This is a genomic window from Micromonospora zhanjiangensis (assembly GCF_042650605.1).
Taxonomy (GTDB): domain Bacteria; phylum Actinomycetota; class Actinomycetes; order Mycobacteriales; family Micromonosporaceae; genus Micromonospora_J; species Micromonospora_J zhanjiangensis.
Window position 1 is genome coordinate 302,216 of record NZ_JBHSBN010000001.1, and the last position, 17,794, is coordinate 320,009.

Annotated in this window: 15 protein-coding genes; 10 read left to right on the forward strand and 5 right to left on the reverse strand. The window is 73.3% G+C overall.

Annotated elements, in window-relative coordinates; all coding sequences use genetic code 11:
* Positions 1-158: 158 nt before the first annotated feature.
* Genes ACFOX0_RS01430 through ACFOX0_RS01440 form a run of 3 tightly spaced genes read left to right on the forward strand, consistent with a single transcriptional unit; the run spans position 159 to position 2,786 of the window.
* Positions 159-1,844 (forward strand): AMP-binding protein, encoded by a 1,686-nt coding sequence (locus ACFOX0_RS01430; protein WP_377541534.1) that lies wholly within the window; start codon positions 159-161, stop codon positions 1,842-1,844.
* Positions 1,834-2,094, forward strand: coding sequence for a glutaredoxin family protein (locus tag ACFOX0_RS01435; protein ID WP_377541535.1), 261 nt, complete (start codon positions 1,834-1,836; stop codon positions 2,092-2,094). The genes ACFOX0_RS01430 and ACFOX0_RS01435 overlap by 11 nt, the downstream gene beginning before the upstream one ends.
* A 41-nt stretch (positions 2,095-2,135) precedes the next feature.
* A complete protein-coding gene (locus ACFOX0_RS01440) occupies positions 2,136-2,786 on the forward strand; it encodes an HAD family hydrolase (RefSeq protein ID WP_377541536.1) in 651 nt (216 codons plus the stop codon).
* Between the two features lie 365 nt (positions 2,787-3,151).
* Here the strand turns inward: ACFOX0_RS01440 and ACFOX0_RS01445 are convergent, their stop codons facing one another.
* Both ACFOX0_RS01445 and ACFOX0_RS01450 read right to left on the reverse strand, forming a co-directional pair.
* Complete coding sequence (locus tag ACFOX0_RS01445; RefSeq protein ID WP_377541862.1) at positions 3,152-3,820, reverse strand: LuxR C-terminal-related transcriptional regulator; 669 nt, start codon at positions 3,818-3,820, stop codon at positions 3,152-3,154.
* Between the two features lie 34 nt (positions 3,821-3,854).
* A complete protein-coding gene (locus ACFOX0_RS01450) occupies positions 3,855-5,150 on the reverse strand; it encodes a sensor histidine kinase (protein WP_377541537.1) in 1,296 nt (431 codons plus the stop codon).
* 412 nt (positions 5,151-5,562) lie between these two features.
* Here ACFOX0_RS01450 and ACFOX0_RS01455 point away from each other — a divergent pair, with 412 nt between their 5' ends.
* The 5 genes from ACFOX0_RS01455 to hemB are packed head-to-tail and all read left to right on the forward strand — an operon-like array spanning position 5,563 to position 11,243.
* The gene (locus ACFOX0_RS01455; protein ID WP_377541538.1) at positions 5,563-6,348 is read left to right on the forward strand and encodes a redox-sensing transcriptional repressor Rex; all 786 of its coding nucleotides are present in this window, start codon (positions 5,563-5,565) and stop codon (positions 6,346-6,348) included.
* Positions 6,345-7,697, forward strand: coding sequence for a glutamyl-tRNA reductase (locus ACFOX0_RS01460; protein ID WP_377541540.1), 1,353 nt, complete (start codon positions 6,345-6,347; stop codon positions 7,695-7,697). The genes ACFOX0_RS01455 and ACFOX0_RS01460 overlap by 4 nt, the downstream gene beginning before the upstream one ends.
* The gene (hemC, locus tag ACFOX0_RS01465) at positions 7,694-8,662 is read left to right on the forward strand and encodes a hydroxymethylbilane synthase (protein WP_377541541.1); all 969 of its coding nucleotides are present in this window, start codon (positions 7,694-7,696) and stop codon (positions 8,660-8,662) included. The genes ACFOX0_RS01460 and hemC overlap by 4 nt, the downstream gene beginning before the upstream one ends.
* Positions 8,659-10,239: a bifunctional uroporphyrinogen-III C-methyltransferase/uroporphyrinogen-III synthase gene (locus tag ACFOX0_RS01470; RefSeq protein WP_377541542.1), complete on the forward strand. Its 1,581-nt coding sequence runs from the start codon at positions 8,659-8,661 to the stop codon at positions 10,237-10,239. Before hemC ends, ACFOX0_RS01470 begins: the two co-directional genes overlap by 4 nt.
* Before the next feature lie 20 nt (positions 10,240-10,259).
* Complete coding sequence (hemB, locus tag ACFOX0_RS01475) at positions 10,260-11,243, forward strand: porphobilinogen synthase (RefSeq protein WP_377541543.1); 984 nt, start codon at positions 10,260-10,262, stop codon at positions 11,241-11,243.
* A gap of 24 nt (positions 11,244-11,267) precedes the next feature.
* Here the strand turns inward: hemB and ACFOX0_RS01480 are convergent, their stop codons facing one another.
* Together ACFOX0_RS01480 and ACFOX0_RS01485 are read right to left on the reverse strand one after the other, a co-directional pair.
* Entirely contained in the window at positions 11,268-12,293 is a 1,026-nt protein-coding gene (locus ACFOX0_RS01480; protein ID WP_377541864.1) for a GNAT family N-acetyltransferase, read from the reverse strand.
* A gap of 72 nt (positions 12,294-12,365) precedes the next feature.
* Positions 12,366-13,754 (reverse strand): lytic transglycosylase domain-containing protein, encoded by a 1,389-nt coding sequence (locus ACFOX0_RS01485; RefSeq protein WP_377541544.1) that lies wholly within the window; start codon positions 13,752-13,754, stop codon positions 12,366-12,368.
* Between the two features lie 119 nt (positions 13,755-13,873).
* Between ACFOX0_RS01485 and ACFOX0_RS01490 the strand changes: the two genes are divergently transcribed.
* Together ACFOX0_RS01490 and ACFOX0_RS01495 are read left to right on the forward strand one after the other, a co-directional pair.
* Positions 13,874-14,098 carry an FmdB family zinc ribbon protein gene (locus ACFOX0_RS01490; RefSeq protein WP_377541545.1) on the forward strand — a complete coding sequence of 75 codons (225 nt, stop codon included), beginning with the start codon at positions 13,874-13,876 and terminating at the stop codon, positions 14,096-14,098.
* A gap of 191 nt (positions 14,099-14,289) precedes the next feature.
* Positions 14,290-17,070, forward strand: coding sequence for an ATP-binding protein (locus ACFOX0_RS01495; RefSeq protein ID WP_377541546.1), 2,781 nt, complete (start codon positions 14,290-14,292; stop codon positions 17,068-17,070).
* Between the two features lie 49 nt (positions 17,071-17,119).
* Here ACFOX0_RS01495 and ACFOX0_RS01500 read toward each other — a convergent pair whose 3' ends face one another.
* A complete protein-coding gene (locus tag ACFOX0_RS01500; protein ID WP_377541547.1) occupies positions 17,120-17,656 on the reverse strand; it encodes a phospholipase in 537 nt (178 codons plus the stop codon).
* Positions 17,657-17,794 lie beyond the last annotated feature (138 nt).

Here is a 17,794-nt window from a genome sequence, read left to right on the forward strand (position 1 = left end):
GGTCGCCGTCCCTGGCTCAAACCCCGGTCCCATCGACGGTACCGCCGGGATCCGGCACCCGTCGAGAGCCGGCGGCGAACGAAGTGCAAATTGCCGATGAATGCCACCCCCGGGTCGCGGGCGGCGCGGGCGGACCGGCTGTGCCAGACTCGGCGACCGTGCAGCAACGACCTGGTGTTCCCGCCGCGGAGCCGGACCGGACGCTCGCCGACCGGGTCCGCCGCGCCGCGCTCGACCGGCCCGACCGTCCGGCGCTGATCTGGTACGACCGGACCATCACCTGGTCCGAGCTGGACGACGCGGTCGACCGGGTGGCCGCCGCGCTGGCCGCCCACGCGCCGCCGACCGGGGACCACCCGGCCCGGATCGCCGTCGCGCTGCCCAACTCGCCCGACTTCGCGGTCGCCTTCTTCGCCATCCTGCGGGCCGGGTTGGTCGCGGTGCCGGTGAACCCCGGCTTCACCCCGCCCGAACTGCGCCACGTGCTGTCCGACTCGGGCGCGTCGGTGCTGATCGGCACGGACCGGGTGTGCGACGTCGTCGCCGGGCTGCGGTCCGAGCTGCCCGCCCTGACCACCGTGCTCGGCAGTCTGCCGACGGGCGTCGACGGCGTCCGGGCCGAGCCGGTCCCGGTTGACCGGGAGGCACTGGCCCTGTTGCTCTACACCTCGGGCACCGAGGGCCGGCCGAAGGGCGCCATGCTGTCGCACCGCGCGCTGCTGGCCAACCACGAACAGATCGACCGGATCGAACCGACGGTGCTCGGCTCGGACGACACCGCCCTGCTGGCCCTGCCGTTCTTCCACGCGTACGGGTTGAACAGCGGGCTCGGCGCGGTCGCGTACCACGGCGCCTGCGGCGTCCTGGTCGAGCGGTTCGACCCGGGCGAGGCGCTGTCGGTGATCGCCCGGCATCAGGTCACGGTGCTGGTCGGCGTGCCCTCCATGTTCCTGGGCTGGTCCCTGCTGCCGGACCTCGACGAGGCGATGGCCACCGTCCGGGTGGCGGTGTGCGGCGCGGCGCCGCTGGAGAACAGCACCGCGAGCCGGTTCACCGAGGCGACCCGGCACCCGGTCTTCGTCGGCTACGGACTGACCGAAACCGCCCCGGTGCTCACCTCGACGCTGGTCAGTCCGGTCGCCAAGGCCGGCTCGATCGGCCGGGCGATTCCCGGTGTCGAGGTCCGCCTGGTCGCCGCCGCCGGGGAGACCGTCTGGGCCGGCGCCGACACCGGTCCCGGGTACGACGACCCGGACGAGCCCTACCTCGACCTGGAGTCGGCCGGCACCGACCCGGGCGAGATCGTCGTGCGTGGCGCGAACCTGTTCTCCGGCTACTGGCCGGACGGGCGGGGCGGTCCCGACCCGGCGGGCTGGTGGGCGACGGGCGACATCGCGTACGCGGACGCCGACGGCGATCTGTTCCTGGTCGACCGGCTGGGCGAACTGATCCTGGTGAACGGCTTCAACGTCTATCCGCACGAGGTCGAACTGGCGATCGAGGCACACCCGGGCATCGCCGAGTCGGCCGTGGTGGGTATCCCCCACCCGTACACCGGACAGACCGTCAAGGCGTACGCCGTCCGGGTGCCCGGCGCCGCGGTCGGTGCGGAGGAGTTGCTGGAGCACTGCGAGCGCAACCTGGCCCGGTTCAAGTGCCCCACGGCCGTGGAGTTCGTGGCGGAACTGCCGCACTCGGCCATCGGCAAGGTCCGCAAGACGATGCTCCGGACCGGTACGACCGGCGCCCCGGGACCGGCCGGCGACCCGGGACCGGCCGATGCTCCCGCGATGCCGGTCGGCGGGCCGGCGACCGAGCCCACGGAGGTGCCCGATGCCCGGTGACCCGCGGCTGACCCTGATCACCCGGCCCGGCTGCCACCTGTGCGAGGTGGCCAGGGAGGCGATTGACCGGGTGGTCGCCGTGACCGGCGACCGCTGGGTGGAGGTGGACGTCACCGGGGACCTGGAGCTGGAACGGGAGTACGGCGACCGGCTGCCGGTGGTGCTGCTCGACGGTCGGGAACACGGCTACTGGCGGGTCGAGGAGGACCGGCTGCTGCGCGATCTGACCGCGCCCCACGGCGGCCGGTGACCGGTTCCCGCCGCCCGGCCGGACGGGCGTAGGGTGCCCGGGTGACCTCCGCGCGCGACCACCTCGTCTGGGACTGGAACGGCACCCTGCTCAACGACCTCAGCCTGGTGGTGACCTCGACCAACGCCGCGTTCGCCAGCGTCGGGTCGGTCACCGTCTCGGCACAGGAGCACCGGGTACGGTTCCGCCGGCCGGTCTCCGACTACTACGCCGAGGTGCTGGGCCGGGCGGTGGACGCCGAGGAGTTCGGCCGGCTCGACAAGATCTTCCATGACGCGTACCGGATCGGCCTGACCAACTGCGAACTGGCCGACGACGCCGTCACCGCGATGCGCGCCTGGACCGGCACCCAGTCGCTGCTGTCCATGTGGTTCCATGACGAACTGGTGCCGACGGTGGCGGGCTACGGACTGACCGAACAGTTCGTCCGGGTGGACGGCCTGCGGGCCAGCCTCGGCGGCGGCCCGAAGGCCGAGCATCTGGCCGAGCACCTTGCGGCGATCGGGGTGGACGGCGCGTCGACCGTGCTGATCGGCGACTCGATCGACGACGCCGACGCCGCCACGGCGGCGGGTGCCCGGTGCGTGCTCTACACCGGCGGGTTCACCGATCCGGACCGGCTGCGCGCGGCCGGACACCCGGTCGCCGACACCCTGACCGAGGCCGTCCGGTTGGCCGCCACCCTGCGTTGACTTCCTCCAACGCCATGAATGGCGGGGATTCCCTCCACGCTGCGCATGGAACGCGCAGCGTCCGGGCGGGTTCCTGTTTCACCGCGCGGTGCCGGGACGAGTCTCGGTCTTACCCGCGCTCCACAGGCGTTTTCCGTCTCCGCAAGCCCAGCGGCGACGTTTCGTGCTTGGACCCGGGCTTGGTTATCGCCCGGATCCGTTTCGACCGTACCACGGTCAACGGCACTGCTCGGGCCTTGGCGGCCCTCCCAGCGCGGGCCTTCACCCCGGCCTGAAGGCCGGAGCACTGGCCCGCATTCCGGTAGCGACCGCGCGGCCAGCGGCCGGCGCACCCGGCGGGGGTCGGGCGGGTCGACCGACCCGGCTCAGGCCCGCAGGTAGGCCAGGACGGCCAGCACCCGGCGGTGCTGCTCGTCGTCGGGTGGCAGTTGGAGCTTGGTGAAGATGTTGCGGACGTGCTTCTCGACCGCACCGTCGCTGACCACCAGGGCGCGGGCGATCGCCGTGTTCGACCGGCCCTCGGCCATCAGCCCGAGCACCTCCCGCTCGCGCGGGGTGAGCTGCTGCAACGGGTCGTCCCGGCGGCGCCGGACCAACAACTGGCCGACCACCTCCGGATCGAGCACCGTGCCGCCGGCGGCGACCCGGTCCACCGCGTCCAGGAACTCGCCGACGTCGGCTACCCGGTCCTTGAGCAGATAGCCGATGCCGCCGGCCGCGTTCTGGCCGCGGCTGGGCCGGACCGTGGCGAGCAGGTCGTCCGCGTACGACACCTCGACGTACTGGGAGAGCACCAGGATCGGCGAACGGGGAACCAGCCGGCGGGCCTCGACCGCGGCGCGCAGCCCCTCGTCGGTGTGCGACGGGGGCATCCGGACGTCGACGATGGACACGTCGGGCCGGTGCGTCACCACGGCCTCGACCAGGGCCGGTCCGTCACCGACCGCGGCGACCACCTGGTGACCCTGCTCGGTCACCAGTCGGATCAGGCCCTCCCGCAGCAGGACGGCGTCGTCGGCGATCACTATGCGCATGGCTGGTAGGTCCACCAGTCGTCCAGTCGGTTCGTCAGCAGGGCAGGTCGGCGTGGATCAAGGTCGGACCGCCCACCGGGCTGTCCACCGAGAGGGTACCGCCGGCCGCCCGTACCCGGTCGGCGATGCCGGCCAGGCCGTGGCCCTTGGCCAGGTGCGCGCCGCCCTCACCGTCGTCGGCCACCTCGATGACCAGCCGGTCGACCGCTCGCCGCACGGTGAGTCCGCAGGCGGTCGCCCGGCTGTGCTTGGCGACGTTGGTCAGTGCCTCGGCCACCACGAAGTAGGCCGCGCTCTCCACGCCGGGTTCCAACCGGCCGGCCGAGGTGCCCAACTCCGGATCGACGGTGAGTTCGATCGGGATGATCCCCCGGGCGGCCAGGGCGGCCAGCGCGCTGGGCAGGCCCCGGTCGACCAGGATCGGCGGCGCGATCCCGCGGGACAGCGCGCGCAACTCGGCGAGCGTGTCGCGGGTCTGGGTGACCGCCTCGTCCAGAGCGCGACGGGCGGCCTCCGGGTCGCTGGTCAGCTGGTGGCGGACCCGGCCGAGATCCATGGCGAGCCGGACCAGCCGCTGCTGCGGTCCGTCGTGGATGTCACGTTCGAGTCGCCGCAACGCGGTGGCCTCGGCGGACTGGGCGGCGCGTTTCTGCTCCTCGAGGACCGTGATCCGGTTGCGCATCTCGGCCACGCCGGTCAGCAGCGCCTGGCCGGCGGCGGCCTGGAACAGGGCGCAGCCCCGGGCCACGATCGGCAGGGTGATCAGGAAGAACACCCCGAACGCGCTGTTCAGGCCGATCCGGGCGCCGGCCGAGTCGCCCAACCCCAGCAGCCCGCTCAACTCGCCGTTGCCGGGGGAGTGCGGCAGCGCCCAGTCGTACGCCCAGTAGAGGCAGCCGCAGACGGCGCCGGCCCACCAGACCACGGTGATCACGAAGGCGATGGCCGCCATCGGCAGCCGCAGGACGGTGTGCGCGACGTCCAGCCACGACTGGGAGTCCGTGATCGGGACGAAGATCCGGCGCCAGGCGGTGGCGCCCGGTTGCGCGGCGAGGTACCGCGGGCGGACCCGGGGCTGGCGCAGCACCGCGGGCAACCGGAGCCGCTCGAGGTCGGCGAAGCCGCGGGCCACGTACAGCACGCCCGCGATGATCGGCAGGCCGACGACCGTGACCACCAACCCCAGGCCGACCGCCAGGCCCACGACCACGACGACGAAACTGACCAGGGCGAGCGGGAGGCCGAGCAGGACGTACCCGGAATCGGCGCCGAGTTGGCGCATCATGCCGGGGTGCTGGGGGCCGGGGTCCGGCGTGGTGACGGTGGTCATGGTGACGACGGTAGGCAATGCCGCCGGAGATCCCCATCCGGTCGGCCGGCATGTTATGGGTAGGGCTGGCACCACCGGATCGGACGGCCGCGGCCGGCGGGTCGGCGCTGCACGGGCCGCCCGCACCGGAACCAAGATCGACGGGTACGACTCGCCGGGTTGGCCGAAGAAGTCGGAATTGAGCAATAATCGCCAGCGGCCCGGGACGGCCGACTAAACGATCTTTGAAATGGAGCACCTGGTGGGAGTGGGCAGCGATTTATCAAGATCGCGATTTGTGCACGCCTTCACAAGCGCCTACTCTGTAACTCCGACGAGCCCCGTTAGCACAGCCGGTCACAGCGGTTGTCGGCGGGCGTCCCACAGCGGCCCGCCGGTCTGGCTGGTCGAGGATCGCATCGCACGGAGTCATATGAGTCAGCACCGCCCCGCAGGCGCGTCCGGCAGCCCCGGTGTCGTCCCGGCACTTCCGGACCTCCCGGAGGCGACAGTGGCCCGGCTCCCCGAGTACCTCCGCGCCCTGCACCACCTCGCGGAGAGTGGTCACGACACCGTCTCCAGCGAGGGCCTGGCCTCGGCGGCGGGGGTGAACTCGGCGAAACTGCGCAAGGACCTGTCGCACCTCGGCTCGTACGGCACCCGGGGGGTCGGCTACGACGTCGCGCTGCTGGTCGAGCAGATCGAATACGTGCTCGGGCTCACCCAGCGGCGGGCGGTCGCCCTGGTCGGCGTGGGTAATCTCGGTCACGCTCTGGCCGGCTACGCCGGCTTCGGCACCCGGGGCTTCCGGATCGCGGCCCTGTTCGACGCCGACCCGGGCCGGGTGGGCGAGCAGATCAACGGGCTGACCGTGCGGCACATCGACGAACTGCCGGCCTGTGCCGCACAGGAATCGATCGCGATCGGCGTGATCGCCACCCCGGCCCGGGCCGCCCAGACCGTCGCCGACCAGTTGGTCGCCGCCGGTGTGACGAGCATCCTCAACTTCGCCCCGTGCGTACTCTCGGTTCCGGAGGGGGTCGACGTGCGCAAGGTCGACCTCGCGATCGAGCTGCAGATACTGTCCTTCCACGAGCACCGCAAGGCGTCCCTGACGGCACTGCCCGACACCCCCGGAGCGGGCATCGCCGCGATCCCGAACCGGCTCGGCGGGGGCGGGCTCGGCTCATCCGGCACCCAGGAGGCGGTCGGCTCGTGAACCTGATCGTCGTGGGCGCGTCCCACCGCACCACTCCGGTTTCCGTACTGGAGCGGCTGGCGGTGGCACCCGTCGACCAGTCACGCATCCTGGACCGGCTGCTCGCCCAGCCGTACGTGGGGGAGGCGGTGGTGGTCTCGACCTGCAACCGGGTCGAGGTCTACGCCGCCGTCTCCGGCTTCCACGGCGGGCTCGGCGACATCTGCGCGGTGCTCGCCGCGCACGCCGGGGAGCAGCCGGCCAGCCTGGCCAACCACTTCTACGTGCACTACGACGGCGCCGCCGTCGAGCACGCCTTCCGGGTGGCCGCCGGACTCGACTCGATGGTGGTCGGCGAGGCGCAGATCCTCGGTCAGCTCCGCGACGCGTACCACGCGGCGACCGAGGTGGACGCCGCCGGCCGGCTGCTGCACGAGCTGATGCAGCAGGCGCTGCGGGTCGGCAAGCGGGCGCACGCCGAGACCGGTATCGACCGGGCCGGCCAGAGCGTGGTCAGCGCGGCCGTCGACGTCGCCGCCGGCCACTTCCCGGACGGGCTGCCCGGCCGGCCGGCGCTGGTGATCGGTGCCGGCGCGATGGGCGCGCTGTCCGTGGCCACCCTGTCCCGACTCGGCGTCGGGCCGCTGACCGTCACCAGCCGGGGGGCCGACCGGACGGTCCGGCTGGCCGAGACGTACGGCGCGACGGCGCTGCCGATCGCCGAACTGCCGGCGGCGCTGCGCGAGGTGGACGTGGTGGTCACCGCCACCGGGTCCACCACGCCGGTGCTCACCCGGGAGACGGTCGGCCCGGCGTTGGCGCAGCGGTCCGGTCACCGGTCCGGACCGTTGGTCCTGCTCGACCTGGCGGTGCCGCGCGACGTCGAACCGGCGGTCGCCGAACTGCCCGGCGTCGTGGTCGTCGACATCGACGGGCTGGCCGCCGGACTCGCCGACGGACCGGCCGCCGCCGACACCGCTGCCGTACGGCAGATCGTGCTGGCCGAGGTCGAGGCGTTCACCACCTGGCTGCGCGGCGCCGACGTGGCGCCGACCGTGGCGGCGCTGCGCAGCCGCGCCGAGGACGTGGTCACCGCCGAGCTGCGCCGGCTCAACCACCGGCGCCCCGAGCTGACCGACGACCAGCGGGCCGAGGTGGCCCGCACCGTGCACCGGGTGGTGCAACGACTGCTGCACTCGCCGACCGTACGGGTCCGGCAGCTCGCCGCCGAACCCGGCGGCGACCAGTACGCCGCGCTGCTGCGCGAGCTGTTCGACCTGGACGTGCCGCCGACCGCGGGGGCGGCCGACGTCGTCCCGGACCTCTCCGCGCCGGCCGGGTCGCACCGGCCCTCTGGAGGTGACCGATGAGCGCCCCGTTGCGACTGGGTACCCGGGGCAGCGCCCTGGCGATGGCCCAGTCCGGCCACGTGGCCGACGCCGTCCGGGCCGCCACCGGCCGCGAGGTCGAACTGGTCGAGGTGATCACCGCCGGCGACCGGTCCAGCGCGCCGGTGCAGCGGCTGGGTGTCGGCGTGTTCGTCTCCGCGCTGCGCGACGCCCTGCTGGCCCGCGAGATCGACTTCGCCGTGCACTCCTACAAGGACCTGCCCACCGGCGGTGAGGGTGGGCTGCACATCGCCGCGGTACCGCCCCGCGAGGACCCGCGCGACGCGCTTGTCGCCCGCGACGGTCGTACCCTGGCGGAGCTGCCCCCCGGTGCCACGGTCGGCACCGGGGCGCTGCGCCGGATCGCCCAACTGAACGCGCTCGGGCTCCAGTTGACGGCCCAACCCATCCGCGGCAACGTGGACAGCCGCATCCGGCGCGCGCTGGGTGCGGACGCGGATCTCGACGCGGTGGTGCTGGCCCGGGCCGGGCTGGCCCGGCTGGGTCGTACCGCCGAGATCACCGAGACGCTCGATCCGATGCTGATGCTGCCCGCGCCCGCCCAGGGTGCCCTCGCGGTGGAGTGCCGGATCGACGCCCTGGACCTGGTCGAGCAGCTCGCGTTGCTCGACCACGCACCGACCCGGGCCGCGGTCACCGCGGAACGGGCGTTGCTCGCCACCCTGGAGGCCGGGTGCAGTGCCCCGGTCGCCGCCTACGCGGAACTCGCCGAAGGCGACGACCGCGAAGAGATCTACCTGCGCGGGGCGGTGATCAGCCCGGACGGTTCGCGAGACATCCGGCTGTCCCGCACCGGTACGCCCGCCGACGCGGCGGAGATCGGCAAGGCACTCGCCGCCGAACTCCTCGAACTCGGCGCCGACTCGATCCTCGGCCCGCCCGGTGGGCCCGGCACGAGGACCCAGCAATTTGGGAGCACAGAATGACCCGCACCCGTAAGCCCGCAGGCCACATCGCGTTCGTCGGGGCCGGCCCCGGCGACCCTGGCCTGCTGACCCGTCGGGCGCACGACGCCCTGGTCGACGCGGACCAGGTGGTCTTCGACCGGGGCGTCCCCGAGGGGCTGCTCGACGCCATCCGCGCCGAAGCCCGCTCCGACGCCCAGTTCAGCCCCGCCGAGGGTGCCCCCGGTGACGTGGCGAAGGTGCTGCTGTCGGCGGCCCGCTCGGGCCTGGCGGCGGTGCACCTGGTCGCCGGGGACCCGTTCGGGCACGACACGGTGGTCAAGGAGGTGCAGGCGGTGGCCCGCACCGCCGTGCCGTTCGAGGTGATCCCGGGGGTCGGCCAGGCCGAGGGCGTGGCCAGCTACGCCGGCGTGCCGCTGCCCGGGGTGCGCACCGCGGCCGACGTCGACGACGTCGCCACGCTGGACTTCGAGGCCCTCGCCGCGGCGGTGGCCCGCGGTACGCTGGCGCTGGCGGTGGACGCCGGTGACCTCGCGGCGGTCCGGGACGGTCTGCTGGCCGCCGGGGTCGACGGCGCGACGGCGGTCGGCGTGACCGGCGACGGCACCGGCGAGACGCAGTACACCACCACGTCGAGCGTGGACAGCTTCGTCGCCGCGGCGCTGGGTTTCACCGGCCGGGTCGTGCTCACCGTCGGCGCCGGCGTCACCGCCCGGGACAAGCTGAGCTGGTGGGAGAACCGCCCGCTGTACGGCTGGAAGGTGCTGGTCCCGCGCACCAAGGAGCAGGCCGGCGTGATGAGCGCCCGGCTGCGGGCGTACGGGGCGATCCCGTGCGAGGTGCCGACCATCGCGGTCGAGCCGCCGCGCACCCCGGCGCAGATGGAACGGGCGGTCAAGGGCCTGGTCGACGGCCGGTACGCCTGGGTCATCTTCACCTCGGTCAACGCCGTCCGCGCGGTCTGGGAGAAGTTCGCCGAGCACGGCCTGGACGCCCGGCACTTCGGCGGCGTCAAGATTGCCTGTGTCGGCGAGGCGACGGCCGGGGCGGTCCGCGCCTTCGGCATCCAGCCGGAGCTGGTGCCCGCCGGTGAGCAGTCGTCCGAGGGACTGCTGGCCGAGTTCTCCCCGCACGACGAGATCCTCGACCCGGTCGGTCGGGTGCTGTTGCCGCGCGCCGACATCGCCACCGAGACCCTCGCCGCCGGGCTCACCGAGCGCGGCTGGGAGGTCGACGACGTGACCGCCTACCGGACCGTCCGCGCGGCGCCGCCGCCGGCCGACATCCGGGACGCCATCAAGTCGGGTGGTTTCGACGCGGTGCTGTTCACCTCGTCCTCGACCGTCCGGAACCTGGTCGGCATCGCCGGCAAGCCGCACGCGCGTACCGTGGTAGCGGTGATCGGCCCGAAGACGGCGGAGACCGCCACCGAGTTCGGCCTGCGGGTCGACGTCGAGCCGAGCCAGGCGTCGGTACCCGACCTGGTGGAGGCGCTCGCGTCGTACGCGGTGGAACTGCGGGAGAAGCTCGCCAGCATGCCGGCGAAGCAGCGTCGCGGCTCGAAGGTGCAGGGGCCGACCGCACTCCGGTTCCGGTAGTCCACACGGAGGTTTCCCTCATGCCGTACCCCGAGATCCGGCCCCGCCGGCTGCGGCGCAACCCGGCGCTGCGCCGGCTGGTCGCGGAAACCCGGTTGTCACCCGCCGAGCTGGTGCTGCCGATGTTCGTCAAGGAAGGGCTGTCCGAGCCGCGGCCGATCGCGTCCATGCCGGGGGTGCTGCAGCACTCCCGCGACTCGCTGCGCAAGGCGGCGGCCGAGGCGGCGCAGGCCGGGGTCGGCGGCATCATGCTGTTCGGCGTGCCGACGGCCAAGGACGCCACCGGCTCGGGTGGGATCGACCCGAACGGCGTGCTGAACGTCGCGATCCGGGACGTGGTCGGCGAGGTCGGCGACGCCACGGTGGTGATGAGCGACCTGTGCCTGGACGAGTTCACCTCGCACGGGCACTGCGGCCTGCTCGCCGAGGACGGCACGGTGGACAACGACGCGACGCTGGCCGCGTACGCCGAGATGGCGGTCGCCCAGGCCGCCGCCGGGGTCCACGTGGTCGGGCCGTCCGGCATGATGGACGGCCAGGTCGGCGTGGTACGCCGGGCGCTGGACGCCGCCGGGCACCAGGACACCTCGATCCTGGCGTACGCGGTGAAGTACGCCTCCGGCTTCTACGGTCCGTTCCGCGAGGCGGTGGAGTCGAGCCTGGAGGGCGACCGGCGCACCTACCAGCAGGATCCGACGAACCTGCGGGAGTCGCTGCGTGAGGTGGAGCTGGACGTCGCCGAGGGCGCCGACATGGTGATGGTGAAGCCGGCGCTGCCCTACCTGGACGTGGTCGCCGCGGTCCGGGCCGCGGTGGACGTCCCGGTCGCCGCCTACCAGATCTCCGGCGAGTACGCGATGGTCGAGGCCGCCGCCGCCAACGGCTGGCTGGACCGGGAACGGGTCATCCTGGAGACGTTGACGTCGATCCGGCGGGCCGGTGCGCAGATCACCCTGACCTACTGGGCCGTCGAGGCCGCCCACCTGCTGCGCCGGAACTACTGACCGCGGGCGGTCGGGTTCGGTCGGTCAGCCGGTGGCGGTGTCCAGGCGGTGCACCAGTTCGGCCACGTCGACGCCGTACTCGCACCACTCCCGGTCGGGCTCGTAGCCCAGGTCGGCGTTGACTTTGATCATCGCCTCGTTGGCCTGGGCGTTCCAGGTCTGCACGGCGGACACCACGGGCTCGGCCGACCGGAGTTCCAGCAGCATCCGCGCCTTGATCGCCCGGTCGATGCCGTAACCGCGGTGCTCCTGGGCGACGATCGTGTCGTACTGGTCGGCCCGGGTGGGGTGCTGCGCCGACACGACGACCTCGGTCAGGCCGGCCACCTCGCCGGACCGCTCGTGCAGGGCCAGCACGATGTACGGTTTCATGCCGCGGCGGTGCAGGCAGTCCAGGCTGTCGCGCAACCGCTGCGGATCGTACGAGCTGGGCCGCAGGTCGAGGTCGCCGTCGTCGACGTCACGCACCGCGGCCTTGGCCCGGGCGTACGCCTCGAGCAGTTCCTCCGGCGGCCCGCCCGGGTGGAATTCGAGGTGGTAGCCGGCGGCGATGCCTCCGGCCATCTCGCCGACGGCGGCCCAGTCCACCTTGGACAGCCGCAGCACGCTGCGGGTCTCGACGAACTCCCGGACGAAACCGAGCGACTCGTAGAAGCCGACGGCTGGCGTGCCGCCGACGACCTCGACCCCGATCGAGCTGAAGCCCTCGTGGTAGACCCGTCGGGCGGCGGTCGCGACCAGCTGCCTGCCCAGCCCTCGTCGTCGGGCCCGTGGGTGCACGACGACCTCCATCACACCGATGTCGCCGAGCAGCAGGACCTGGATGTGGCCGGCCACCTCGCCGGTCCCGTCCGGGGACGTTGGCTCCTCCTGCGCGATCCAGGAGATCCGGCGCTCACCGGGCATCACCTCGGAGAGGTACTCCCGCATGGAGCTGTTGTGCCACGGCGGGTCGCCCGGCAGATCCGTCGCCAGGACCGCGTTGAGCGTATCCAGCAGCGAATCAATCTCCGCGGAAGACGCGGTACGGGAATCCCACTCGCGCACCATCACCTGTACAGCTTGCCGCCATCTTTGGCCAGGCGAAAGTGGCCAGTTCGGCAATGTGTGGACGCCGTTACGCTAAGTGCGGCTCCTTGATCCGTACACGTTGGCGAACTGATACACCGATTCGGCGTAAGTCTGCACGTCGTTGTAGGACAGGATAGCGTTCCACCAGTCCTGTGCGACCGACAGATTTCGGTCACCGCTGCACAGATAGTTACCGGCGGCGAGTGCGGAATCGTAGATGTTCTGCGGGTTCTTCTGCCCGTCGTTGTCCGCGTCAACGCCGCTGGTGCGCCAAGTGCCCGGAATGAACTGCATCGGCCCTAATGCCCGGTCATAGGTCGGATCGCCGTCCAGCGCGCCCAGGTCGGTGTCCGCCACCTTCTGCCGGCCGCCCGTACCGTCCAGCGGCAGCCCGATGATCGGCGGGTCGGCCAGCCCGTCCGGCGACAACCGGCCACCCCGCACGGCCCCGTGATTGGACTCGACCTGCCCGATCGCCGCCAGCGTGGTCCAGGTCAGCCGGCACTGCGGCTTGGTCTGACCGAGGACCAGTTCGGCGTAGCCGTACGCCTGCATCGCCACCTGTGGGATGCCGGCCCGGGTCCCGACCTGGCGGGCCCAGTCGGCGAGCACGTCGGCGGGACGCCCGGCGCCCGCACCGGGCAGGCCGGGGGTGGGGGTGCCGACCGGTCCGTCCGGTCCGATCGGCGCCGTCGGCGTCGGCGGCGCCGGGCTCGGCAGGTCGGGAGAGGGCGAGGCGGTGCCGGCGGCGGCCGGTCGGGGCGCCCGGACGGCCGTGGGTACCAGCACGGCGCCGGCCGCGCCGGCGGCGACCACCAGCACCAGCAACATCGCGGCCGGCAGGGCGAGCCGGCCGCTCGGCCGACCGGACCAGGCACGCACCGCGCCCGCGCCGGCCGCCAGGTTGCGCGGCGTGGGAGCCAGCCGGCGCGCGGTGCCGACCAACCGCCGCCTCCGCCCCGCCGGTACGTCCGACCCGGTTGTGGGCTCCCCGGCCGCCGGTTCGACGGCGGTCCTGTCGGCGTCCGGCCCCGACGCGAGTTTGTCGCCGTCCGGCGCGGTGGGCGTCTTGTCGCCGTCCCGCCCGGTCGCCGTTCCGTCGGCGTCCGGAAGGGTTGTCGTGCTGGCGGCGTCCGAGCCGCCGGTCGGGGTATCGGTGGATTCGGTCGGCGCCTCGTCGGGCCGCGGGTCGGTTCCGGTCCGGCCCGGTGCGAGTTCGGGGCCGTCCGCGGGTTCGGCGGCACTCGCCGGGTCGGGAGCGTCCGCCGGGTCCGGCCGGCGCGCGTGCCGGGGCGGGTAGCTGCGCTGGGCCGGTACGACCGGCCGGTCCTCGGTGGACGACCGGTCGGGCGCCGCCCCGGAACTGGCCAGCGGTCCCTCCATCGCCGGCGCCGCCGGACGCAACTTCCGAGTCTTCGGGGTCTCCTCGCCGTCCGCCACGCGTCGAGTATTACCCATCCACTCCGACGGCGCGGGCCGCGCGCCCCGGGCACGACGGCCGACCGGCGGAAGGACTCGGAGTGCGACATCGACCCGTCGGCGGGCCGTACCCTGGTGCCATGCCCCGGTACGAATTCCGTTGCCGCGCCTGCGGCGACACCTTCGAAGTCAGTCGGCCGATGGCCGACGCGTCGTCACCCGCCGCCTGTCCACAGGGGCACGACGACACCGTCAAACTCCTCTCCACGGTCGCGGTCACCGGTCGCGGTGCCGGTTCGGCCGGTCCGACCGGTCCGCCCGCTCCGGCGGGCGGCGGCTGCTGCGGTGGCGGGTGTGGTTGCTGATCGCGGGGTGCCCGTGTTCTCCTAAGGTGTCGCTTCCAGCCTGATCAGTGCGGATGACCCGGTCTGCCGAGATCTTCTCGCGATCACCGATTGGCACCTTGGGACGGCCCCTCGCCATCCGTTCCTACGATGCGCCAGCCCGCGGTTGTGCGACAGCATGAACGCGACTTCCAGGGGCGGAGGTTCCACGCATGTCGGCACGGATCCATTTGCCGAGTGGGTTGGTCACTTTCATGTTCACCGACATCGAGGGCTCGACCCGGCTCGCCCAGATGCTCGGTTCCGGCTACCGGCCGGTGCTCAGCGAGCACCGCCGGCTGCTGCGGGCCACCCTGGCGGAGAGCGACGGCACCGAACTCTTCACCGAGGGGGACTCGTTCTTCGTCGCCTTCGCCGACGCCTCCGCCGCGCTGGACGCTTGCCTGACCGCCCAGCGGGCGCTGGCCGGTCATGACTGGCCCACCCCGGAGTCGGTGCCCCGGGTCCGGATGGGCCTGCACACCGGCCACGCGGAACCCCTCGCCGGCGAGTACGCCAGCGCCGAGGTGCACCGCGCGGCGCGGATCGCCGCCGCCGCGCACGGCGGTCAGGTGCTCTGCTCGGGCGCGACCGCCCGGCACGCGGCCCCGCTGCCGGACGGCGCCTCCCTGCTCGACCTGGGGCTGCACCGGTTGCGCGGCTTCGACGACCGGGAACGACTGTTCCAACTCGTCGCGCCGGGGCTGGAGCGGCAGTTCCCCCGGCCGCGTACCGCCGAGGCCGTTCCGCACAACCTGCCGACCCAGATCACCTCGTTCGTCGGTCGGCGTACCGAACGGACCGCGCTGGACCGGCTGGTCAAGGCACACCGGCTGGTCACCGTGGTGGGCGCCGGGGGTGCCGGCAAGACCCGGCTGGCGGTCGAGCTGGCGTCCGGCGTCGTCGAGTCGTATCCGGACGGGGTCTGGTTCGTGGACATCGCGCCGGTGACCGATCCCGGCCTGGTCGCCTTCGCCGTCGCCGCCGTGCTCGGCCTGCGCCCGGAACCCGGCCGGCCGATGGTGGACACCCTGGTCGAGTACGCGGCGTCCCGTCGGATGCTCTTCGTCCTGGACACCTGTGACGCGCAGCCGGCCGCCTCGGCGGAACTCATCGCGCGGCTGCTGACCGGCGGCGGCGGGGTACGGGTGCTGGCCACCAGCCGGGAGTCCTTCGGGCTGCCCGGCGAGGTGGTGTGGCGGATCCCGCCGCTGTCGGCCGACCCGGATCCGGCCGGTGGTCCCAGTGACGCGATCGCCCTGCTGCTCGACCGTACCGCCGCGGCCCGGGGCGGCCGGGACGCCGGTGCCACCGAGACCGCGGACCTGCAACGGGTGGTGGCCCGGCTGGACGGTCTGCCGCTGGCGATCGAACTCGCCGCCGCCCGGCTGCGGGTGTTGTCGGCCAGCCAACTCGCCGAGCGGCTGGACGACGTGCTCGGCGCGTTGGACGCCGGGCGGGAGGCCGCGCAGCCCGCTCCGGCGGCCGGTCGGCGGTGGGTGGCCAACCAGCACGACACCGTCGACCTGGCGGCCGCCGCGCTGGGCGGTGCGCCGCCGCCGGCCGCCCGGGCGGTCCAGCGCTCGGCGACCCAGCGGCACGTGACCATGGAGGCGACGGTCACCTGGTCGTACCGCACGCTCGGGCCCCGGGCGTCCCGGCTGCTGCGCTGGCTGGCGGTGTTCTCCGGCCCGGTCGACCTGGCCACCGTCGAATGGTTGCTCGACGACGATCCGCTGGACCCGCTGTCGGTGCTGGTCGACAAGTCGATGCTCCAGGTGGAGCCGCACGCGTCCGGGAGCACGTACCGGATGCTCGACCCGATCCGCGCGTACGCCGCCCGGCGGTTGGTCGAGGCCGGTGAGGAGCAGACCGCCCGGGACCGGCACCTCGCCTGGTCGTTGCACGCGCTGCGACGGGCCTACCTCGGTCCGGACGACCGGCCGGTGACCCTGTCGCTGTACGCGCTGGACCCGCTCGCCGACGAACTGCGGGCGGCGTTGCGGTGGACCGTCACCGGCGGCAGCGCCCGCAGCGGGCTGCAACTCGCCGGCGGGCTGGACCAGTGGTGGCGGGAGCGGGGCCTGGCCCGAGAGGGCCGGCTCTGGCTGTTCCGGCTGTACGGCCGGATCGCCGAGACCGGAGAGCGGGTGCCGGAGGCCGAGCTGGCGGCGGCGTACCACATGCACTCGTTGCACGCGGGGGCCGACGGTGAGTTCGCCGAGGAGATGCGGTTCTCCCAACGGGCGGAGGCGGCGGCTCGGCGGGCCGGCGACGCCGGCCTGCTGGCCCGGGTGCTGGCCGGTCGGGCCGGGTCGTTGGTGGACATGGACCAGTTCGCCGAGGCCGAGCGGGTCTGCCGGGAGGTCATCGACCGGGCCGAGGAGGCGGGCGTGCCGGGCGACGGCCTGTTCGCCATCTACCGGCTGGCCGAGCTGCTGTGGCGGCGCGGCGTCCTCGACGAGGCGGCGGAGCTGCTCGGCCGGGCCCGGCCGAGCGAGGCGGCCCGACCGGCCGAGCGGGGGCGCCGCTCGGTCGACATGCTGCTCGGCATGGTCGCGCTGACCCGGGGCGACCTGGTGGCCGCGCACGATCACCTGGTGGTGGCGTTGCGGTCCCGGATGAGCCACGGTTTCCACGGCCGGGCCTGCGACACCCTCCAGGCCATCGCGGTGCGGTGCGCCTGGGGCGGTGATCCGGTGCTCGCCGCCCGGCTGTTCGGGGCGGCGCAGGCGACCCGGTCGGCCCTGCGCTGCTCACCCGGCATCTACGGCCCGTACTGGTCGGAGGAGCAGGCGGCGCTGCGCGCGGTGCTCGGCGACGAGGCCTTCGACGGGGCCTACGCGGAAGGCGCGGAGCTGCGCCTGGAGGAGGCGGTGACGGTGGCGCTGGCCGTCGAGCACCCGGACCTGTCGGCCGGCTCGATCCGGTTCGCCGGCATGGATCCGCAGTGAGTTCGGGTCCCGGCCGGGGGAGGTCCGCCCCCGGCCGGGGTGCGCTCGGTCAGCGGACGGCCGGTGCGGCCCGGCGCTCGGCCTCGGCCTTCAGCGTGGCGGCCCGGTCCAGGTCGGCCTGCCTCACCGCGACGCTGCCGAAGTTCTTCACCGCCTGGTAGTAGGTCCAGGCCAGCGAGAGACAGGCCGGTCGGACCACCGCGTTGTAGGTGGCGCAGACCCGCTTGAGGTCCTCGTAGAACGCGCTGTCCAGGCGGGCCTTGGCGCCGCCGAACTGGCCGGCGGCCTTGTAGTTGCGATAGCCGAAGTCGTGCCGGGCACAGGACAGCTTGAAGTTGAAGCCCAGCGGGTTGTCCGGGCTGGACGAGCAGTAGTCGGTGGACCAGTCGAAGGCGTAGGCGGCCCAGGCCGACTGGTTGCCGCGGGCCGCGTTCCAGCTGGTGAAGCTGCTGGCGGTGGTCTGTGTCCAACTGGACAGCACGGCCGGCTTGTCGGCCGGTACGGCGAGCGCGGGGGAGCCGAGGCCGAGCACGCCGGCCAGCGCCAGTGCGCCGCCGACGAGCAGGGTGCGGAATCGACGAGGCATGTGGGGGTCACCTCCGAGGCGGCGGTCGCCCGTGGTGCGGGCGGTCGCGGGGGGTCCGGCGGTTACCGGGACCACAGTCTCCGGCAATTCCCATCCGTCGATCATTACCCTTTGTGAACTTTTGGCGACAACGGTTGA